This is a genomic window from Streptomyces tagetis (assembly GCF_018069565.1).
Classification (GTDB): domain Bacteria; phylum Actinomycetota; class Actinomycetes; order Streptomycetales; family Streptomycetaceae; genus Streptomyces; species Streptomyces tagetis.
In genome coordinates this window covers 1772248-1789004 of the sequence record NZ_JAGPNL010000001.1, presented here as the reverse complement: position 1 = coordinate 1789004, position 16757 = coordinate 1772248, and the positions used below count along the sequence as shown (strand labels likewise).

The window sequence follows — 16757 nt, the reverse complement described above, 5'->3', positions numbered from 1 at the left end:
CTCTGGTCCTTGAGAGCGGGGAAGGGGGCCGGCCGACGGGCGTCGGCCGCGGGTCGGAGACGTCCCGCCGGACGCGTGGTGATCACTCCGGCGGGGGATGCGGTTCATGCTAGTTCTCGCTCCCGGTCTGGAGGCCGCACCAGCCGGAGACCCCGCGCAGGAGCGAATTTCCTTCGAATTCCACTACTCGAACTCAGCGATGTGATACAGGCGTTCTGGCGTGGACGTGGGGGTACACGATGTACGGCGGGTGCGGAGCGGAACATCCCGTTCGAGGTGCTCTCCTCCCCCTTTCGGGGAGAGGTGTGCGGCCGTCCGGGGGACTGGGCGGTGGACGGGGGCCGGGCGGCGGCATGCATGAGGGCATGCGCAGACCCATAGCCGTGGCCTCCAGCCACTCACGCCTGCTCAGGGCAGGCATCGTTCTCGCCGCGTCGCTCCTCCTCCCGTCCCTGGCCGCCGCTCCGGCCTCGGCCGGCGGTGACGACGGGCCGTCGGTACGCGGTACCGCCTCGATGGGCGGGGGTGTCCTCGCCCACGAAGGGGTACGGGGGCGGCCCGCCGCCGGCACCCGGGTCGTCCAGACCGAGGGTGTCGACGTCTCCAGCCACCAGGGCAACGTCGCCTGGACGACCCTCTGGAACAGCGGAGTCAAATGGGCCTATGTGAAGGCCACCGAGGGGACGTCCTACCGCAACCCCTACTACGCCCAGCAGTACAACGGCTCGTACGACGTCGGCATGGTCCGGGGTGCGTACCACTTCGCGACCCCGGACACCGCCGGCGGCGCCGCCCAGGCCGACTACTTCGTCGACAACGGCGGCGGCTGGTCCAAGGACGGCAGCACCCTTCCGGGCGTCCTGGACATCGAGTACAACCCGTACGGCGCGACCTGCTACGGCCGCACGGCCGATCAGATGGTCGACTGGATCCGCGCGTTCCTCGACCGGTACAAGGTCCGTACCGGCCGGGACGCGGTGATCTACACCTCCACCAACTGGTGGCAGCAGTGCACCGGGGACTACAGCGGCTTCGGCGACAGGAACCCGCTGTGGATCGCCCGGTACGCCTCCACGGTGGGACCGCTGCCCGCGGGATGGTCCTTCCACACGATGTGGCAGTACACCTCGTCGGGCCCGACGGTCGGGGACCACGACCTGTTCAACGGGGGGCTGGACCGGGTGGTCCAGTTGGCGAACGGCTGACCGGGGGCCTCCTGGCGGGGCTCACCGGCCGGTGTGTCAGCGGCCGGTGAGCCCCGCCAGGACGTCGCGGACCTGACCGCGGACCACGTCCCGGGCCTCGGCCGGCAGCGCGCCGACATCGGTGCGCGCGAGGCCGTCGAGGGCCTGGCCGGCGCCCTCGTCGCAGGGGGCGGCGCCGCCGACGACGTCGTACCCCTCGCGCACGGCGATCCTCAGTTCCCGCTCTCCCCCGGGGCCCTCGTGCACGGCGGTGGCGACGACCAGGGGCGGCGGTCCGCCGGCCTCGGCCGGCTCCTTGCGGTAGCCGCTGGCCAGGGGGGTGCGCCAGCGCAGGCTGAGCAGCAGGTGCCGCTTGGCGAGGAGTTCGGCCAGGTCGGTCTCGTAGGCGCGGTCCTGGGCGAGGACGGTGGGGCGGGCGTCCAGCACGAGGGCGGCGGGGAGCAGGCAGCGCAGGGTGCTGCCGACGATGTTGCCGCCGACGGTCGCGGTCCGGCGCACGGCGCCGGTGCCGACGGAGGCCGCCGCGCGCCGCAGCACCTCCGGTACGCGGTCGTCGATGCGGTGCAGGACGACGGCACCGCCGAGGGAGTCCGCCTCGACGGCGGTGGCCTCGGGGAGACCTCGCAGGGAGACGGCGCGCTCCGGGAAGCCGTCGCGTTGCCACGTGGCCCACACGAGGGTGGCTCCGCCGATGGGCACGGCGCCCTCGGCCAGGCACTCCTGAGCTTCGGTCACGGTAGTGGGCAGACGCAACAGCACGGCGATCGACCTGCTTTCCCCGGAAGTCGGCGGGTGGACGACGACGAGTCTCCGCCGCGTGATCACGGTCTCGACGCATTGTCCGTACCGCCGAGGGGGCGCGTATAGGGCTCACTTACGTGTCGCGTGCGCCCCTCGCGCGCCGGTCCACTCCCTCGGCGGGGCTGTACTCCGCGGGTCCGGCGGGCTCCGTGGGCTCGGCGGGCTCCGTCGACTCGGCGGGCTCGGTGACGAGTCCGTCCGCGATGTCGGCGCGGAGCCGGCCGGCGTCCTGGCGGAGCAGTGCGGGCAGCCGTGCGTTCCACTCCCGGGCGGCGTCGTCGAGCCGGGCGGCGAAGTCCGTGCGCAGGCGGCGGCCCAGGAAGAGCAGGACGAGGGGCAGCAGCGGGCGGGCGAAGGAGCGGCCCCGGAGGCGGACCCGGACGGTCACGCTCCAGTCCCCGTCGTCGGCCGGGCGCGGCACGACGGTCACGGTGGCGTGGGCGAGCGCGTGGGTGAGGGTCCCGCGCAACGGCGGGCCGCCGAGGAGGGGGCCGCGGCCGGCCGCCGCCGACCACCACCGGTCGAGGTCGACGCGCGCCTCCGCCCCGCCGCCCAGGTACCGGGCGCCCTTGCCGCTCGACCGGAGGCTCCCGGAGAGCCACGCGTCCCGGGGGCGGTCGGCCGCGCGGAGCCCGGCCTCGCCGGCGAACACGGTGCGGCGTCCCCCGTCCTCCTCGACGACGACGGCCTCCACCGCGGTCTCCCGGCGCCGGTCCCAGGCGGTCAGGGTGACGACCGGGTCGCCGTCGGCGGGGCGGACACCGTCCTCGCCAGGGGTCCGGTAGCGGGCGCCGGGGCGCAGGTGGCGGCCCTCGGTCAGCAGCAGGTCGGCCGGGCGCCCGTCGGGCAGCCGCATCCGCTCCCCGTCCGCCTCCAGGCTCTCCGCGACATCGTGGAAGGCGGCCACCAGCGAGACGAACCAGGGCCGGGGCAGGGGCGTGAGCGTCACGGTGTGCTGGAGGCGGGCCATGCCGTCCAGGGTGCCCGCCCGAGGCCGCCGGGTCAGGGGCGGCGCACGGCAGTGACGGGGCGGTGGTCGTTGCCGGAGTACGACGTAGCCGGCCGGGGTGCCCCGGCCGGCGGCACGGATGGTCACGGACGCGGGCGTTCCCGGGGCCGCGCGTGCCCGACCTCGGCGTTGTCCTCGCCGGGGCGGCCGGCGTGCCGCCCCGGCGGGGGATCAGGGGCCGGGGTCAGCGGCGGGCGAGCCGGCGTTCGCCCCGGCTGCCCTGCTCGTAGGGCAGGTCGTAGTGGGTGAAGACGTCCCGCTCGGCCTCGGCGAAGAGTTCTCCGTCGATGTCGATGCCGGGGGCGTCCTTGACCCGGGAACGGTCGTAGACCACCTTCAGGTAGCCCGGTCCGACGGTGGACCGGTCCAGGGGGACGAAGACCAGCCGGCGACGGGTCGGTATACCGATGGTGACCGCGGCGAACGCGGGCCGGTCGGTCGCCGTGTCCACGTAGATGGACTCCAGGCTGCCGATCTTCTTGCCCTCGCTGTCGACGACGTCGTGGCCACGCCACTCGCGGATGTTGTCAGCCTCGAACATGTCTCGTCTTCCCTTCTCGGAGCGCGCACCCCCTTCCAGCTTCCCCCTTTTGTCCGGATTCCGTCGCTTTGCCCCCCCGCCTGTTCTCCGTCTGTTCTCCGTTTCGCCCCCGCTCCGGCGTATCCGTGCGGGCCGGGGCCGGCGGACGCGGGGCATGCCCGGGGTCGGGCGGGGTAGGCGCAGCGTCGTCGGCGGCCGGTGACAGCGCCGACGGGATCGGGAGGGAAGACGATGACGACGACCGCGCAGGCGAGCACAGAGGTGACCACCACCCGGGTGACCACCGTGGTACCGGAGATCGCCGATCCGTCGAAGGTGGCGCCCGGTGACGCCCGCGCGCTGTCCCGGCGGTTCTTCGACCGGCTGGCGGTGCTGGAGGAGGGCACGGCCGAGTACCAGTACGTGCGCAACACGCTGATCGAGATGAACATGTCCCTGGTCCGCTTCGCGGCCGGCCGGTTCCGCAGCCGCGGTCCGGAGGAGATGGAGGACATCGTCCAGGTCGGCATGATCGGTCTGATCAAGGCGATCGACCGGTTCGAGCTCTCCCGCGAGGTGGAGTTCACCTCCTTCGCGGTGCCGTACATCGTGGGCGAGATCAAGCGGTTCTTCCGGGACACCTCCTGGGCGGTGCACGTGCCGCGCCGGCTCCAGGAGGCGCGCGTGCACCTCGCCCGCGCCACCGAGGAACTCCGCTCCCGGCTGGGCCGCAACCCCACCACCCGGGAGCTGTCCGAGCTGATGAGCCTGCCGGAGGACGAGGTCGTGGAGGCCCGGCTGGCGGCCAACGGCTACAACTCCTCGTCGCTGGACGCGGCCATCGGCAACAGCGAGGACGGCGAGTCGGTCCTCGCGGACTTCATCGGCGCCGACGACGCCACGCTCGCGCTGGTCGACGACTTCCACGCCCTGGCGCCGATCATCGCCGGGCTGGGCGAGCGCGACCGGCGGATCATCCACTGGCGGTTCGTCGAGGAACTCACCCAGAAGGAGATCGGCGAACGGCTCGGCGTCTCGCAGATGCACGTGTCCCGGCTGATCTCGCGGCTGCTGCGGCGCCTGCGCGAGGGCATGCTCGACCCCCGCTGACCCGGTCGGTGTCCGTCCCACCCGCCCGCCCGCCGAGGGGGCCGTCCGGGGGCCTTCGGCCGGACGGCCCCCTCGAACAGCCGGTAGCCCGCGCGGTTTCGCCGCGGCCGGTATTCCCTGGTGGGGGTGGAGGGCGGTGGGTCCGTCGGCCGCCAGGCGGATCGGACATCACCGGACACGGAGGGCACCACGTATGAGCCACGAGCTGAAGGCGATCACCCGCGAGGAGCACCTGCGCTTCATCGCGGACCGGCCCTCCGTCAGCCCCCTCCAGGTCCCCGCCTGGGGCGAGGTCAAGCCGGAGTGGCGGGCGGAGAGCCTCGGCTGGTTCGACCGGGCGGGCCGCCTCACCGGCGCCGGGCTGGTGCTGCTGCGCCCGCTGCCGCTGCCCGGCCCCAAGCGGTACCTCGCCTATCTGCCCGAGGGCCCGGACCTCCACTGGGGGACGGTGGACCTGGCCGGCCTGCTGCGGCCCATGCTGGCGTACCTGAAGGGGCAGGGGGCGTTCGCGGTGCGGATGGGGCCCCCGGTGGTGGCGCGGTGCTGGAGCGCCGACGCGGTCAAGGCGGCCATCGCCGATCCCCGGGTCCGCCGGCTGGGCGACGTCACCCCCACGGCGAAGGACCCGGGCGCGGCCCGGATCGCCGGGCGGCTGCGGGCCCTGGGCTGGCGCCGGCCGGGGGACGGCGGCGGGGACGGCTTCGCCTCCGGCCAGCCGCGCCACGTGTGCCGGGTGCCGCTGGCCGGGCGGTCGCTGGAGGACGTGCAGGGCGGCTTCAACCAGCAGTGGCGGCGCAACATCAAGAAGGCGGAGCGGGCCGGGGTCAAGGTCGTGCGCGGCGACCAGGAGGACCTGCGCGCCTTCCACGAGTTGTACGTCGAGACCGCGGAGCGGGACCGGTTCACGCCGCGCCCGCTGTCGTACTTCCGGCGGATGTGGACGGCGCTGACCGCCGAGCACCCGGACCGCATGCGCCTCTACCTCGCCCATCACGACGGGGACGTGCTGGCCGCGGCGACGATGCTGACCGTCGGGGACCACGTCTGGTACTCCTACGGCGCCTCCACGAGCCGGGGGCGCGACGTGCGGCCGAGCAACGCCCTCCAGTGGCGGATGATGTCCGACGCCCACGAACTGGGCGCGTCCGTCTACGACTTCCGCGGTATCGGGGACCGTCTGGACGCGGACGACCCGCTGCTCGGGCTGCTCCGGTTCAAGATCGGGGCGGGCGGTGAGGCCGTCGAGTACCTCGGCGAGTGGGAGTACCCGCTCAACCGGCTGCTGCACCGCGCGCTCGGCGTGTACCTGTCCCGCCGCTGAGCCGGCGGGCCTCGCCGGGGCGGGCTCAGCCGGCCGGTTTCTCCCAGACGGAGACGTGCCCGGGGCTCTCGTGGGTGAACGGCTCCCGCGCCCACCCCTCCCACCGGTCGCGCAGCCGCAGTCCGGCGATCCGGGCCATCAGGTCCAGTTCGGAGGGCCACACGTACCGGAACGGGATGGACTCGTGGGTGACGTGTCCGCCGGACCGCGTGACGTAGTGCGAACTCATCGCCTGGGTGGCGGTGTCGATGGTGTCGAACGCCCAGTGGTCGGCCTCGGTGCGGAAGGGGACCGCCCGCTGCCCCGGCGGCAGCAGCCGCAGCGGGGGCACGCCCACCTCGACGACGAACCGGCCGCCGGGGGCGAGGTGGGCGGCGGCGTTGCGGAAGCACTCCACCTGGGCGTCCTGCGTGGTCAGGTTGTTGATGGTGTTAAAGACGAGGTAGGCCAGGGTGAACGTGCCCGGCACCCGGGTCGTGGCGAAGTCGCCGATGGTGACGGCGACGGCGTCGCCGCCGGGTTTGGCGCGCAGCCGGGCGGTCATCGCCCGGGACAGGTCGATGCCGTGCACCGGGACACCGCGACGGGACAGCGGCAGCGCGATGCGGCCGGTGCCGACGCCCAGTTCGAGCGCGGGCCCCTCGCCGGCCAGTCCGGCGAGCAGGTCGACCGCCGGGTCCACCGCTTCCGGCGCCGATCTGTCCGCGTGCGTCTCGTCGTAGCGTGCGGCGACGCCCTCTGCGAAGTACCCGTCCTCGTCCGGCATGCGGGAGACCGTAGCGGGCGGGGGTGGTGGGCACCCCTGGTTTTCCGCCTCCCCCGCCCGGCTCAGGCCGCGAAGGCTCCCTCGCCGGTGAAGGCCAGGCGGGCGAAGCGCTCGCCGATGCGGCGGTGGGTGGCGGCGTCCGGGTGGAGGCCGTCGGGCAGGGGGAGTTCGGCGGCGTCGGCCGGGCCGTACAGGGCGCGGCCGTCGAGGTGGTGGAGGTGGGGATCGTCGGCGGCGCGCTGCTCGACGATGCGCGCCAGCTCGTCGCGGATGGCGTTGAGGGTGAGCTTTCCGCTCGCGCGTTCCGCCGGGTCGCCCAGGGCCACGAAGCGCAGCCGCCCGTCGGCGAGGCCGTCGAGGTCCGGGGCGCTGGGGCCGGGCGTGTCCTCGTGCAGGGGGCACAGGATCGGGGAGACGACCAGCAGCGGCGTGGTCGGGTGGCCCTCCCTGATCGTGTCGAGGAAGCCGTGCACGGCGGGCGTGAAGGCGCGCAGGCGCATCACGTCGGCGTTGACCAGGTTGATGCCCAGCTTGAGGCTGATCAGGTCGGCGGGGGTGTCGCGCAGCGCGCGGGCGGTGAACGGGTCCAGCAGGGCGCCGCCGCCGAAGCCGAGGTTGATCAGGTGCACGCCGCCGAGCGAGGCGGCGAGGGCGGGCCAGATGGTGGTGGGGGTCGCGGCGTCGGAGCCGTGGCTGATGGAGCTGCCGTGGTGCAGCCACACCCGCGGGCCGCGGTCGGGGGCGGGTTCGACGGGGGCGTCGGTGCGCAGGGCGACCAGTTCGGTGGTCTCGTTGTGCGGCAGCCAGATCTCGACGTCCTTGGCGTGCCCGGGGAGGCCGTCGAAGCGCAGGGTGCCGACCGGTCCGGGGGTGAGGGTGGTCTCGCCGGTGGTCAGGTCGAGGGTGAGGGTGTTGCCGCCCGCCACGGTGCCGAGGCCGGCCGGGCGGCCGTCGACGAGCAGTTCGTAGACGCCGTCGGGACGGGGCGGGGCGCCGGGGTAGGCGCGTTTGGTGGGCAGGGTGTCCAGTTCGACGGCGGTGGCCCGGGTGCGGAAGGCCAGGCGTACGCCGCTGGGCTGGGACTCGGCCATGGCGAGCTGTCCGTCGGTGTTCTGGGCACGGGCGCGGGCGGGCAGCCGGTGCGGGAGGACGCCGTGTCCGGTGACTTCCAGGTCGAGGGCGCCGCGCAGCAGCCCGGCGGTGATCGGGGTGGTGGTCCAGTGGTCGTGGGCGCGCATGGCGTCTCCGTGGTGGTGCGGGGGGTCTGGGGTGCGGGGAGGGTGCGGTCAGGGGGCGGGCCAGTTGCGCAGGAGGGCGTCCAGCGCGTCGACGACGCGCGCCCAACTGGTGTCGCTGTCGGGGGCGCTGTGGTCGAAGCCGCCGGAGAGTTCGAGGCTGACGTAGCCGTGGAAGACGCTGCCGAGGAGCCGTACGGCGTGGGTCTGGTCGGGTTCGGCCAGGTCGTAGCCGCGCAGGATGGCGCGGGTCATCTGGGCGTGCCGGACGCCCGCGCCGGCGGCGGCGGTCTCGGGGTCGAGCCGGAACCGTGCGGCGGCGTAGCGGCCGGGGTGCTCGCGCGCGTAGTCGCGGTAGACGTCGGCGAAGGCGGCGAGGGCGTCCTTGCCGGCGCGGCCGGCGAGCGCGAGGGCGGCCCGGTCGGCGAGTTCGGCGAGGGCCAGCAGGGCGATTCGGGTCTTGAGATCCTGGGAGTTGCGCAGGTGGGAGTAGAGGCTGGCGGCCTTGACGTCGAAGCGCCGGGCCAGGGCCGAGACGGTCACCTGGTCGAAGCCGACCTCGTCGGCCAGCTCCGCGCCCGCCCGCACCAGGCGTTCCGTGGTCAGTCCCGCACGCGCCATCCTCGTCCTCCCGCCGCTCTGTGCCGACACCGGCACCGACACCGATTATGCGGCTACCTAAAGGGTGTAGGCAAATGCCTGTGCCCCGATGGCCAGTGGCATGCTCGCCCGCCCTCAGCCCGCCTGTCGTGAATGCCGATGACCGACGAAATCACGCCACGCGCCGTGACAAGCCCACGACCAGGCACATCGAGGGAACCCAGGGCTCCGGCGCTCCCCTGTGGGCGGGTAGGTTCGCGCCATGCACACCGTCGCCGTTCTCGCGCTGGACCACGTGATCCCGTTCGATCTGTCCACCCCGATCGAGGTCTTCTCCCGTACCCGGCTCCCCGACGGGCGGCCCGGCTACCGGGTCCGGGTGTGCGCCGAGCGCCCGGAGGTCGCCGCAGGCGCCTTCACCCTGCGGGCGCCCTGGGGGCTGGAGGGCCTGCGGGACGCGGACACGGTGATCGTGCCCGGCACGGCCACGCCCGGCCACGGACCCTCGCCCGCCGTCCACGAGGCGCTGCGCACGGCCGCCGCCGAGGGCACCCGGATCGCCTCCATCTGCTCCGGCACCTTCACGCTGGCCGCCACCGGGCTCCTCGACGGACTGCGGGCCACCACCCACTGGGCCGCCGCCGGGCTGCTGGCCCGCGCCCACCCGGCCGTCGAGGTGGACCCGGACGTGCTCTACGTCGACAACGGGCAGATCCTCACCTCGGCGGGGGCCGCCGCCGGACTGGACCTGTGCCTGTACATGATCCGCCGCGACCACGGCTCGGCGGTCGCCGCCCATGCCGCCCGGCTCTCCGTCATGCCCCTCGAACGCGAGGGCGGGCAGGCCCAGTTCATCGTCCACGACTACCCGCCCACCCCGCGGGGCGGCGCCCTGGAACCCCTCCTCGACTGGCTGCGCGACAACCTGGGCCGCGACCTCACCCTCGCCGAGATCGCCGCGCACGCCGGGATGAGCACCCGCACCCTGATCCGCCGCTTCCGCGAGCAGACCGGCACCACCCCGCTCCAGTGGCTGCACCGCGCCCGCGTCCACCAGGCGCAGCACCTGCTGGAGACCACCGAGCACACGGTGGAGCGCATCGCCGCGCAGGTCGGCTTCGGCTCGCCCACCGCCTTCCGGGACCGTTTCAAACGCACCACGGGCGTCAGCCCCCGCGCCTACCGGCGCACCTTCGCCTGACCGGCCCCCGCCCCGACGCGGCGGCCGGTGGCATGGGCCGGGCCGGCGGGGGGACCTGGACGGCATGGCCCAGCCCCCTCTGGTCACCGTCGGGCACGGCAGCGCGGACCGCGCGACGCTGGCCGCGCTGCTGCGCGGGGCCGGTGTCGAGGCCGTGACCGACGTGCGCACCGCCCCCGGCAGCCGCCGCGACGCCGATCTGCTGCGCGACCGGCTCGCCCGGTGGATGCCGGAGGAGGGCATCGCCTACCGGTGGGAACCGCGCCTGGGCGGATTCCGCCGCACCCCGCCGGACTCCCCGGACACCGTGTGGCGCAACGCCTCCTTCCGGGGCTACGCCGCCCACACCCGCACCCCGGAGTTCCTGGCCGCGATGGACGAGCTGCTGGAGCGGGCGGCGCGCGAACGCACCGCCGTGATGTGCGCCGAGTCGCTGTGGTGGCGCTGTCACCGCCGCATCATCGCGGACGTCGCCGTCGTCGCCCACGGGGTGCCCGCCGACCACCTCTGGCACGACGGCCGGCTGACACCCCACTCCCCCACCCCGGGCGTACGGCTGCGGCCCGACGGGCTCCTCGTCTACGACGACGAACGGACGACGGCCAAGGCGGCGCGCGGGCGGCGCGGAACAGGGTGACGATCGGTTCATGAAGTTCCTGCTGCCGGTGGTCTTCGCCCTCCTCGCCGCGTTCAGCAACGCGCTGGCCACGGTGCTGCAACGACGGGCCGCGCTGACGGTGCCGCAGGCCCGGGGCTTCCGTCCGGGGCTCGTCCTCGACCTGCTGCGCCGCCCGGTCTGGCTCGGCGGCATGCTGGCCGTGGTCGTCGCGGGGGTCGGGCAGGCGGCGGCGCTGGCGACCGGGCCGCTCTCCCTCGTCCAGCCGCTGTTCGTGCTGGAACTCCCCCTCGCCCTCCTGCTGGCCTCGTTCTTCACCGGCAACCGGATGCCGCAGGGCCTGTGGCTCGCCGTGGGCGGTGTGGTGGCCGGGCTGGGGATCGCGCTCGCGGCGGCGGCACCGGACAGCGGTCACATCCACGTCTCCATGGACCGCTGGGTGCCCGCGCTCGGCGCCTGTGCCGGGGCCGCCGTCCTGCTGGCCGCGGCCGGGCTGAGGCGCCCCGTCGGCAAGGCCCGCGCCGGCTGCCTGGGCGCCGCCACCGCCGTGTGCTTCGCGCTGACCGCCGGGCTGATGAAGGACTCGATGCGCGTCCTCGGCCAGGACGGGGTGACCGGCTTCCTGACCACCTGGCAGACGTACGGGTTCGCCGCGTCCGGGCTCTGCGCGGTGCTCCTGCTGGAGCACGCCATGCAGGGCGGGCCGCTGGTCGCCTCGCAGCCGGCCCTCACCCTCGGGGACGCGACGGTGAGCCTGCTGCTCGGCGTGGTCCTGTACCAGGAGGAGATCCGGACCGGCTGGTGGGTCCTGCCCCAGTTGCTCGGCGTGACGCTGGTCGTGGCCGGGGTCCTCACCCTGGCCCGGCGCGGCGTCGACCTGCGCACCGGGAGCTGAGCCAGGCCCCTTGGACGGGCGTGCGGGTGGCGCAGCTCCCCGTTCCCCGTACGACCGCGCAGGTCAGACGTTTCCGCAGGTCAGCATGGGTGGCGTAACACCGGCGAAACCTGCGGCGGTCTACCGTGTGCGGCATGGAGCACCAGGCGGGGCGTCCCCGCGCCGAGCGGGCCCGGCGGATGGCCGACGTCCTGCGGCAGCAGATCACCGACGGCCGGTTCGACGGGGGCCGGCTGCCCGGCGAGCACGACCTCGGCCGGCAGTTCGGTGCCTCCCGCAACGCGGTCCGCGAGGCCCTGGCACTGCTCTGCCGGGAGGGCCTCATCACCCGGCGGCGCGGGGTCGGGACCGTGGTGGTGCTGCCGAAGTACGGGCACGGGCTGGACCGGCTGACCGGGCTCGCCGAGGAGCTGACGGGCCACGGCACCGTCACCAACGAGGTCCGGGCCGCCGAGGAGGTGGCGGTGCTGCCCGCCGCGATCGCGGCCCGGCTGGAGGTGCCCGCGACGGCCGGCGGGGTGTACGTGGAGCGGCTGCGGTGGCTCGACGGGCTGCCGCTGTCGCTGGACACCAGCTATCTGACGCTGCCGCTCGGCCGGGCGGTGATCGCCGGTGACCTGGTGGGCCGGGACGTCTTCGCGCTGATCGAGGAGGCGGCGGGCGGCCCGCTCGGCCGGGCGGAGGTGGCCGTGCACGCGGTGGGCGCGGACCCGGACACGGCGGCGCTGCTGGGGGTCGGGGCGGGCGCGGCGGTCTTCGCGCTGGAGCGGCTGACCCGGCTGCCGGACGGCCGTCCCGTGGACGTCGAGTCGATCCGGGTCCGCGCCGACCGGATGACCCTGCGCGCCACCCTCCACCGCACCGCCGCGCCGGGCCCCGGCGTCTGAGACCCGCTCCGCCCGCGCCATCCCCTCACGAGAAGGAGACCGCCGATGTCCGGGGCGAGCCTGCCCGTCCTGATCGCCCTGGGCCTGCTCGGGCTGGCCGGGGGCGTCGGGATCACCGCCGTCGGTCCGGGCGGGGTGCTGCCGACGATCGGCCTGTTCGCCCTGACCGGGCTGACCCCGGCCGAGGTGGCGGGGACGGCGATCGTCACCCATGTCGCCACCGGCGCGCTGGGCACCGCCGCCTACACCCGCTCGGGGCAGTTGCGCGAGCCCGCCACCCGGCGTACGGCGCTCGTCCTGGCCGCGACCGCGGTCGCCGGCACGCCGCTGGGCGTCCTGGTCAACTCGGCGGTGTCCCAGCGGGCGTTCGGGCTGGTGCTGGGGGTGTTCGTCGCGGGGGTGGCCGCGCTGGTCTGGTGCCGCGAGCGGCGCCGCCCGGCCGGGGCGCGGTCCCATCCGCCGGTGCCGGTGGTGGCCGTCCTGGGGTTCGCGGTGGCGGTCGCCTCCGGGCTGGTCGGCATCGGCGGGCCGATGCTGACCGTGCCGCTGCTGGTCGCGCTGGGTGTGCCGGTGCTGGAGTCACTGGCCGCGGCGCAGGCGCAGTCGGTGGTCGTGGCCGGTGTGGGGACGCTCGGCTACGTGGCCCAGGGCGCCGTCGACTGGCCGCTGGCCGCCCTGGTCGGCGTGCCCGAGCTGGCCGGGGTGCTGCTCGGCTGGCGGCTCGCGCACGCGCTGCCGGCCCGGCACCTCACCTGGGCGCTGATCGTGACCCTGCTGGCGGTCGCGCCCTACCTCGCCCTGAGCGGCTGAGCCTCCGGGCCGGCCGTCGGCACCGGAGGGCGGGGCGGCGCGACCGCCGGATCAGGCGAGGCCGGGCCCTTCACATGCCTGTTCGAGCCAGCGGCGCAGGGCCGCGTGGACGTTGCCGGGGAGCCGGCTGATCTGCTCGATGGCCTCCAGGTCGCCGGGCGAGGGGGCGATGCCCGCCGCCGTCAGCAGCGCGTGCAGGTCCAGTCTGCGCAGGTCGACGGGGTCGATCCGGCACGGGACGCGTTCGACCGGATGGGGCGGCCGGAGCAGGAAATCGCCGTCGGTGTCGGCTTCGTAGGAGTGGTACGGGTTGTACGGTCCGTACCCGCCGCCGGGGAGGGCGGGTGAGGGGACGCTCGGGGTCGTCATGGTGTGCATACCGCTGTCCTTCGCTCGGGGGGAGCGGTTCCTGGCGCTTATGAGACACCCGCTCGGGGATCGGAGTTGCGGCCTGGACCGCAGGACCACACGGTGGATGCAATCGGCGCGTTATCGGACGAACCGCCGTACGCGGCAACGTCGGTGGACCGCGTACCCACATCGGGGCACGGCGGCTTCCGGGCCGGGCGCACGAGAAGGGCCCCGTCTTCCGCTTCCGCGGCGACGGGGCCCTTCTTCCGAGCGCTGGGCAGGTCTCGCACCTGCATTTCCCCGCAGGAAGCGGGGCGTCTTGCCTTGGACCACCAACGCGTGGGGCCGGACCCGGTACCGGGCGGCTCCTTGCATGATGATCATAGCGCAGCCCACGCGGCTCCCGCCACCACCGTCGGTGACCAGGGGGATACTCCGCACGAGTGGTGCGATCCGGGACACAGTCGTACGGTCGGTACGTCAACGGACGGCACAGACGGATGATCACGAGACGGCTGGGAGCAGACATGGTCGGACACCTGGCGAGGACGGCGGTCACCCTGTGTGCCGCCGCCGCGCTCGCAGCGCCCCTGGGCACCGCGTCCGCCGCCCCGTCGGCGGACCGGGACCCCACCCCCCGACACCGCACCCCACAACCCGTGCTGATCGACTGCGCGCAGCGGCCCGAGGTGCGCCCCGAGGCGTTCATCATCGCCTGCGGCGACGGCAACAGCGTCCTGACCTCGTTGCAGTGGTCGCGCTGGGACGCGCGGGCGGCGGTGGCCACCGGCGTCAACGACGTCAACGACTGCGACCCCGACTGCGCGGCGGGCACCTTCCTCGCGTACCCCGTGACCGTGCGGCTCGACCGGGCGCGCGTCGCGGAACAGGACGCGGGCCAGACCCGGTTCACCCGGCTGAGCCTCACCTACACCGACGGCCGGCCGGACGGCTACCCGGCCGTGGTGACCTACCCCCTGCCGGGCTAGCACAGCCGGGCCACGGCCCCGCCGGCGCCGCGAACGGCGTCGGCGGGGCCGTTCACTCCGGGAGGACCAGGCGGCAGGTGTCGCCGGGCTGGAGTGCCAGGGTGCGGTCGGGCAGCCGTACCTCGATCGGCGGCAGGTCGGAGGCGGGTACGGCGATCTCCAGCCGCCCGTGCTCCAGCCGGAACCGCACGCCCCAGTGGCCCTGGTAGCGGATGGAGAAACCGTACGAGGACAGCTCCGGCAGCGGTACCGGGTCGAGCCAGAGGGCGCCCTCGCGCGTCTCCAGACCGGTCAGTCCGCGCTGGACGAGGTCGAGGGTGCCGGCCATGGCGCCGAGGTGGATGCCCTCCCCCGTGGTCCCGCCCTGGAGGTCGGCGACGTCGCCCTTCAGCGCCTCCTGGCAGTACGTCCACGCCTCGGCGCGGCGGGCGCGGGCCAGGATGCGGCCGTGGACGAGTCCGCTGAGCGTGGAGCCGTGGCTGGTGCGGGCCAGGTAGTGGTCGACGGTGCGGCGCCAGGTCTCCTCGTCCAGCCGGTACCCGAGCCGCTCGAAGAGGCGGCGCAGTTCGGCGGGTGAGAAGAGGTGGCCGAGCATGAGGACGTCGGCCTGCTTGGACGCCTGGTAGTCGTTGACGCTGTCGCCCTCGGCCTCCAGGATGCGGTCCAGCCGCCGGATGTCCCCGTAGCGGGCGCGGTAGCCCGCCCAGTCCAGCTCGGCGAGGTCCCCGTACCCCTCGAACTGGCTGATGACGCCCGCGTGGAAGGGGACGTGCAGGGTGCGGGAGACGTCCTCCCACTGTTCGAGTTCGCTGTCGTCCAGGCCGGTGCGCTCGACGAGTTCGCGGCGGCGGGGACCGGGCAGGGCGCGCAGCACCTCCAGGGTGCGCTGGAGCACCCAGGCGGCGGTGACGTTGGTGTACGCGTTGTCGTCGAGGCCGGGGGCGGCGGCGCCGGGGTAGGCGTCGTGGTACTCGTCGGGGCCGACGACGCCGCGGATGCGGTGGCGGCCCAGGCGCTCGTCCCAGGTGGCGGTGGAGGCCCAGAACCGGGCGATCTGGAGCAGCATCTCGGCGCCCTTGGTGTGCAGGAACTCGGCGTCGCCGCCGGCCTCGCAGTACTGCACCACGTTGTAGGCGACGGCCGAGCCGACGTGCCATTGCAGGTGGGTGTGGTCCGGCAGCCAGCGGCCGGAGCGCGGGTTGAGGTGGAGCCGCTGGCTCTCCTCGCGTCCGTCGCTGCCGCTCTGCCACGGGTACAGGGCGCCGCGCCGGCCGATCTCGCGGGCCGAGGCGCGGGCCCGTTCCAGGCGGCGGTGGCGGTAGTGGAGGAGGGCGCGGGACACCTCGGGGAAGTGGAGGTTGAGGTAGGGCAGGACGAACAGCTCGTCCCAGAAGACGTGGCCCCGGTACGCCTCGCCGTGCAGGCCGCGGGCGGGGACGCCCACGTCGAGTTCGGCGGTGTGCGGGGAGAGGGTCTGCAGGACGTGGAAGAGGTGCAGGCGCAGGATGGCGCCGGCCTCGCCGGGGACCTCCAGTCCGGCGCGGCGCCAGAGCTGGCCCCAGGCGGTGCGGTGGCCGGCGAGCAGTTCCCCGAAACCGGGCGCGGCGGCCACCCGGTCCACGGCGGCCTGGAGCGGGTCGCTGATCGCCGGGTCGTGGGAGGTGTGCAGGGCCACGATCTTGTCGAGGGTGGTGGTGCGGCCCGGTTCCAGGCGCAGGGTGGTGTGCTGGGAGATGCGGCGCGGTTCGCGGCGCGGGGTGAGGGGTTCGCCGGCGGTGGTGCGGGCGGCCAGGCCGATCCGGATGTCCGAGGTGCGGGTGCGGCAGCGCAGCCACACCGTGCCGTCGCCGTCGCCGCCGGTGTGCACGTGGGTGAGGTGGCGGCCCGCCAGCTCCCGGTAACGGGGCACGCCGGAGTTGGTGACGCCGCCGTCGAGGGCGGCCTCCACGTCGAGGTCCGCGATGCCCTCCGAGACGGTGAACTCGGTGCGCAGCGCGGCGAGATGGGGGTCGCCCATGTGGACGAGGCGGAGTTGGCGCACGGACAGGACGCGGCCGGCGCTCAGCCCGTAGCGGGTGCGGCGCTCCAGTACGCCGTCGTCCAGGTGGACGGTCTGGCGGTGGTCGAGGACCTTGCCGGTGTCGGGGGTGAGCCACTCCTCGCCGGGCAGGCGGAAGCGCAGCGGCAGCCAGTTGGGCAGGTTGACCATGTCCTCGTTCTCCACCTCGCGTCCGGCGACGGCGGAGGTGAGCCGGTTGTAGCAGCCGGCGGCGTAGGTGCCCGGGTAGTGGATGTCGTCGGCGGCGCACTCGGGCAGGGCGCCGCGGGTGGCGAAGTAGCCGTTGCCCAGGGTGCACAGGGACTCGCGCAGCCGTTCCTCCGCGGGGTCGTAGTGGACGTAGTCCCAGGTCGAGGCGGTTGCGGTCACGAATCTCCCTCCG

Annotated in this window: 17 protein-coding genes; 9 read left to right on the top strand and 8 right to left on the bottom strand. The window is 74.5% G+C overall.

Annotated elements, in window-relative coordinates:
* Positions 1-365: 365 nt before the first annotated feature.
* A complete protein-coding gene (locus tag J5Y05_RS07640) occupies positions 366-1205 on the top strand; it encodes a lysozyme (protein WP_210869343.1) in 840 nt (279 codons plus the stop codon).
* A gap of 36 nt (positions 1206-1241) precedes the next feature.
* Here J5Y05_RS07640 and J5Y05_RS07635 read toward each other — a convergent pair whose 3' ends face one another.
* From J5Y05_RS07635 to J5Y05_RS07625, 3 genes are all read right to left on the bottom strand, one after another.
* Positions 1242-1964, bottom strand: a complete 723-nt coding sequence (locus tag J5Y05_RS07635; protein WP_210869341.1) for an FAD binding domain-containing protein — start codon at positions 1962-1964, stop codon at positions 1242-1244.
* Positions 1965-2079: 115 nt separating this feature from the next.
* Complete coding sequence (locus J5Y05_RS07630; protein ID WP_210869339.1) at positions 2080-2976, bottom strand: hypothetical protein; 897 nt, start codon at positions 2974-2976, stop codon at positions 2080-2082.
* Between the two features lie 223 nt (positions 2977-3199).
* Positions 3200-3556 carry a PRC-barrel domain-containing protein gene (locus tag J5Y05_RS07625; RefSeq protein WP_210869337.1) on the bottom strand — a complete coding sequence of 119 codons (357 nt, stop codon included), beginning with the start codon at positions 3554-3556 and terminating at the stop codon, positions 3200-3202.
* A gap of 231 nt (positions 3557-3787) precedes the next feature.
* Here J5Y05_RS07625 and J5Y05_RS07620 point away from each other — a divergent pair, with 231 nt between their 5' ends.
* Positions 3788-4645, top strand: a complete 858-nt coding sequence (locus J5Y05_RS07620; protein ID WP_210869334.1) for a SigB/SigF/SigG family RNA polymerase sigma factor — start codon at positions 3788-3790, stop codon at positions 4643-4645.
* A gap of 193 nt (positions 4646-4838) precedes the next feature.
* A complete protein-coding gene (locus J5Y05_RS07615) occupies positions 4839-5966 on the top strand; it encodes a lipid II:glycine glycyltransferase FemX (RefSeq protein WP_210869332.1) in 1128 nt (375 codons plus the stop codon).
* Positions 5967-5991: 25 nt separating this feature from the next.
* Here the strand turns inward: J5Y05_RS07615 and J5Y05_RS07610 are convergent, their stop codons facing one another.
* From J5Y05_RS07610 to J5Y05_RS07600, 3 genes are all read right to left on the bottom strand, one after another.
* Complete coding sequence (locus J5Y05_RS07610; RefSeq protein ID WP_210869331.1) at positions 5992-6732, bottom strand: class I SAM-dependent DNA methyltransferase; 741 nt, start codon at positions 6730-6732, stop codon at positions 5992-5994.
* Positions 6733-6794: 62 nt separating this feature from the next.
* On the bottom strand, positions 6795-7970 hold the full coding sequence (locus tag J5Y05_RS07605) for a GDSL-type esterase/lipase family protein (RefSeq protein ID WP_210869328.1): 1176 nt from the start codon (positions 7968-7970) through the stop codon (positions 6795-6797).
* 48 nt (positions 7971-8018) lie between these two features.
* Positions 8019-8588, bottom strand: a complete 570-nt coding sequence (locus J5Y05_RS07600; RefSeq protein ID WP_210869327.1) for a TetR/AcrR family transcriptional regulator — start codon at positions 8586-8588, stop codon at positions 8019-8021.
* 241 nt (positions 8589-8829) lie between these two features.
* Between J5Y05_RS07600 and J5Y05_RS07595 the strand changes: the two genes are divergently transcribed.
* The 5 genes from J5Y05_RS07595 to J5Y05_RS07575 all read left to right on the top strand — a co-directional run bounded on the left by J5Y05_RS07595 (position 8830) and on the right by J5Y05_RS07575 (position 12976).
* Positions 8830-9768: a GlxA family transcriptional regulator gene (locus J5Y05_RS07595; RefSeq protein WP_210869325.1), complete on the top strand. Its 939-nt coding sequence runs from the start codon at positions 8830-8832 to the stop codon at positions 9766-9768.
* Between the two features lie 64 nt (positions 9769-9832).
* Positions 9833-10405, top strand: a complete 573-nt coding sequence (locus J5Y05_RS07590; RefSeq protein WP_210869323.1) for a DUF488 domain-containing protein — start codon at positions 9833-9835, stop codon at positions 10403-10405.
* Between the two features lie 10 nt (positions 10406-10415).
* Positions 10416-11279: a DMT family transporter gene (locus J5Y05_RS07585; protein WP_210869321.1), complete on the top strand. Its 864-nt coding sequence runs from the start codon at positions 10416-10418 to the stop codon at positions 11277-11279.
* Between the two features lie 134 nt (positions 11280-11413).
* Complete coding sequence (locus tag J5Y05_RS07580; RefSeq protein WP_247614068.1) at positions 11414-12166, top strand: GntR family transcriptional regulator; 753 nt, start codon at positions 11414-11416, stop codon at positions 12164-12166.
* 45 nt (positions 12167-12211) lie between these two features.
* Complete coding sequence (locus J5Y05_RS07575; protein WP_210869319.1) at positions 12212-12976, top strand: sulfite exporter TauE/SafE family protein; 765 nt, start codon at positions 12212-12214, stop codon at positions 12974-12976.
* A gap of 51 nt (positions 12977-13027) precedes the next feature.
* Here the strand turns inward: J5Y05_RS07575 and J5Y05_RS07570 are convergent, their stop codons facing one another.
* The gene (locus tag J5Y05_RS07570) at positions 13028-13354 is read right to left on the bottom strand and encodes a hypothetical protein (RefSeq protein ID WP_210869317.1); all 327 of its coding nucleotides are present in this window, start codon (positions 13352-13354) and stop codon (positions 13028-13030) included.
* A gap of 500 nt (positions 13355-13854) precedes the next feature.
* On the opposite strand from J5Y05_RS07570, the gene J5Y05_RS07565 reads away from it, so the two are divergent.
* Positions 13855-14316, top strand: a complete 462-nt coding sequence (locus J5Y05_RS07565; RefSeq protein ID WP_210869315.1) for a hypothetical protein — start codon at positions 13855-13857, stop codon at positions 14314-14316.
* 52 nt (positions 14317-14368) lie between these two features.
* Here the strand turns inward: J5Y05_RS07565 and J5Y05_RS07560 are convergent, their stop codons facing one another.
* Positions 14369-16744 (bottom strand): glycoside hydrolase family 65 protein, encoded by a 2376-nt coding sequence (locus J5Y05_RS07560; RefSeq protein WP_210869313.1) that lies wholly within the window; start codon positions 16742-16744, stop codon positions 14369-14371.
* Between the last annotated feature and the right edge of the window lie 13 nt (positions 16745-16757).

Coding starts and splice junctions, on each gene's coding strand:
- J5Y05_RS07640 (WP_210869343.1), top strand. CDS start 366: ATGCGCAGACCCATAGCCGTGGCCTCCAGCCACTCACGCCTGCTCAGG.
- J5Y05_RS07630 (WP_210869339.1), bottom strand. CDS start 2,976: ATGGCCCGCCTCCAGCACACCGTGACGCTCACGCCCCTGCCCCGGCCC.
- J5Y05_RS07625 (WP_210869337.1), bottom strand. CDS start 3,556: ATGTTCGAGGCTGACAACATCCGCGAGTGGCGTGGCCACGACGTCGTC.
- J5Y05_RS07620 (WP_210869334.1), top strand. CDS start 3,788: ATGACGACGACCGCGCAGGCGAGCACAGAGGTGACCACCACCCGGGTG.
- J5Y05_RS07615 (WP_210869332.1), top strand. CDS start 4,839: ATGAGCCACGAGCTGAAGGCGATCACCCGCGAGGAGCACCTGCGCTTC.
- J5Y05_RS07610 (WP_210869331.1), bottom strand. CDS start 6,732: ATGCCGGACGAGGACGGGTACTTCGCAGAGGGCGTCGCCGCACGCTAC.
- J5Y05_RS07605 (WP_210869328.1), bottom strand. CDS start 7,970: ATGCGCGCCCACGACCACTGGACCACCACCCCGATCACCGCCGGGCTG.
- J5Y05_RS07600 (WP_210869327.1), bottom strand. CDS start 8,588: ATGGCGCGTGCGGGACTGACCACGGAACGCCTGGTGCGGGCGGGCGCG.
- J5Y05_RS07595 (WP_210869325.1), top strand. CDS start 8,830: ATGCACACCGTCGCCGTTCTCGCGCTGGACCACGTGATCCCGTTCGAT.
- J5Y05_RS07590 (WP_210869323.1), top strand. CDS start 9,833: ATGGCCCAGCCCCCTCTGGTCACCGTCGGGCACGGCAGCGCGGACCGC.
- J5Y05_RS07585 (WP_210869321.1), top strand. CDS start 10,416: ATGAAGTTCCTGCTGCCGGTGGTCTTCGCCCTCCTCGCCGCGTTCAGC.
- J5Y05_RS07580 (WP_247614068.1), top strand. CDS start 11,414: ATGGAGCACCAGGCGGGGCGTCCCCGCGCCGAGCGGGCCCGGCGGATG.
- J5Y05_RS07575 (WP_210869319.1), top strand. CDS start 12,212: ATGTCCGGGGCGAGCCTGCCCGTCCTGATCGCCCTGGGCCTGCTCGGG.
- J5Y05_RS07570 (WP_210869317.1), bottom strand. CDS start 13,354: ATGCACACCATGACGACCCCGAGCGTCCCCTCACCCGCCCTCCCCGGC.
- J5Y05_RS07565 (WP_210869315.1), top strand. CDS start 13,855: ATGGTCGGACACCTGGCGAGGACGGCGGTCACCCTGTGTGCCGCCGCC.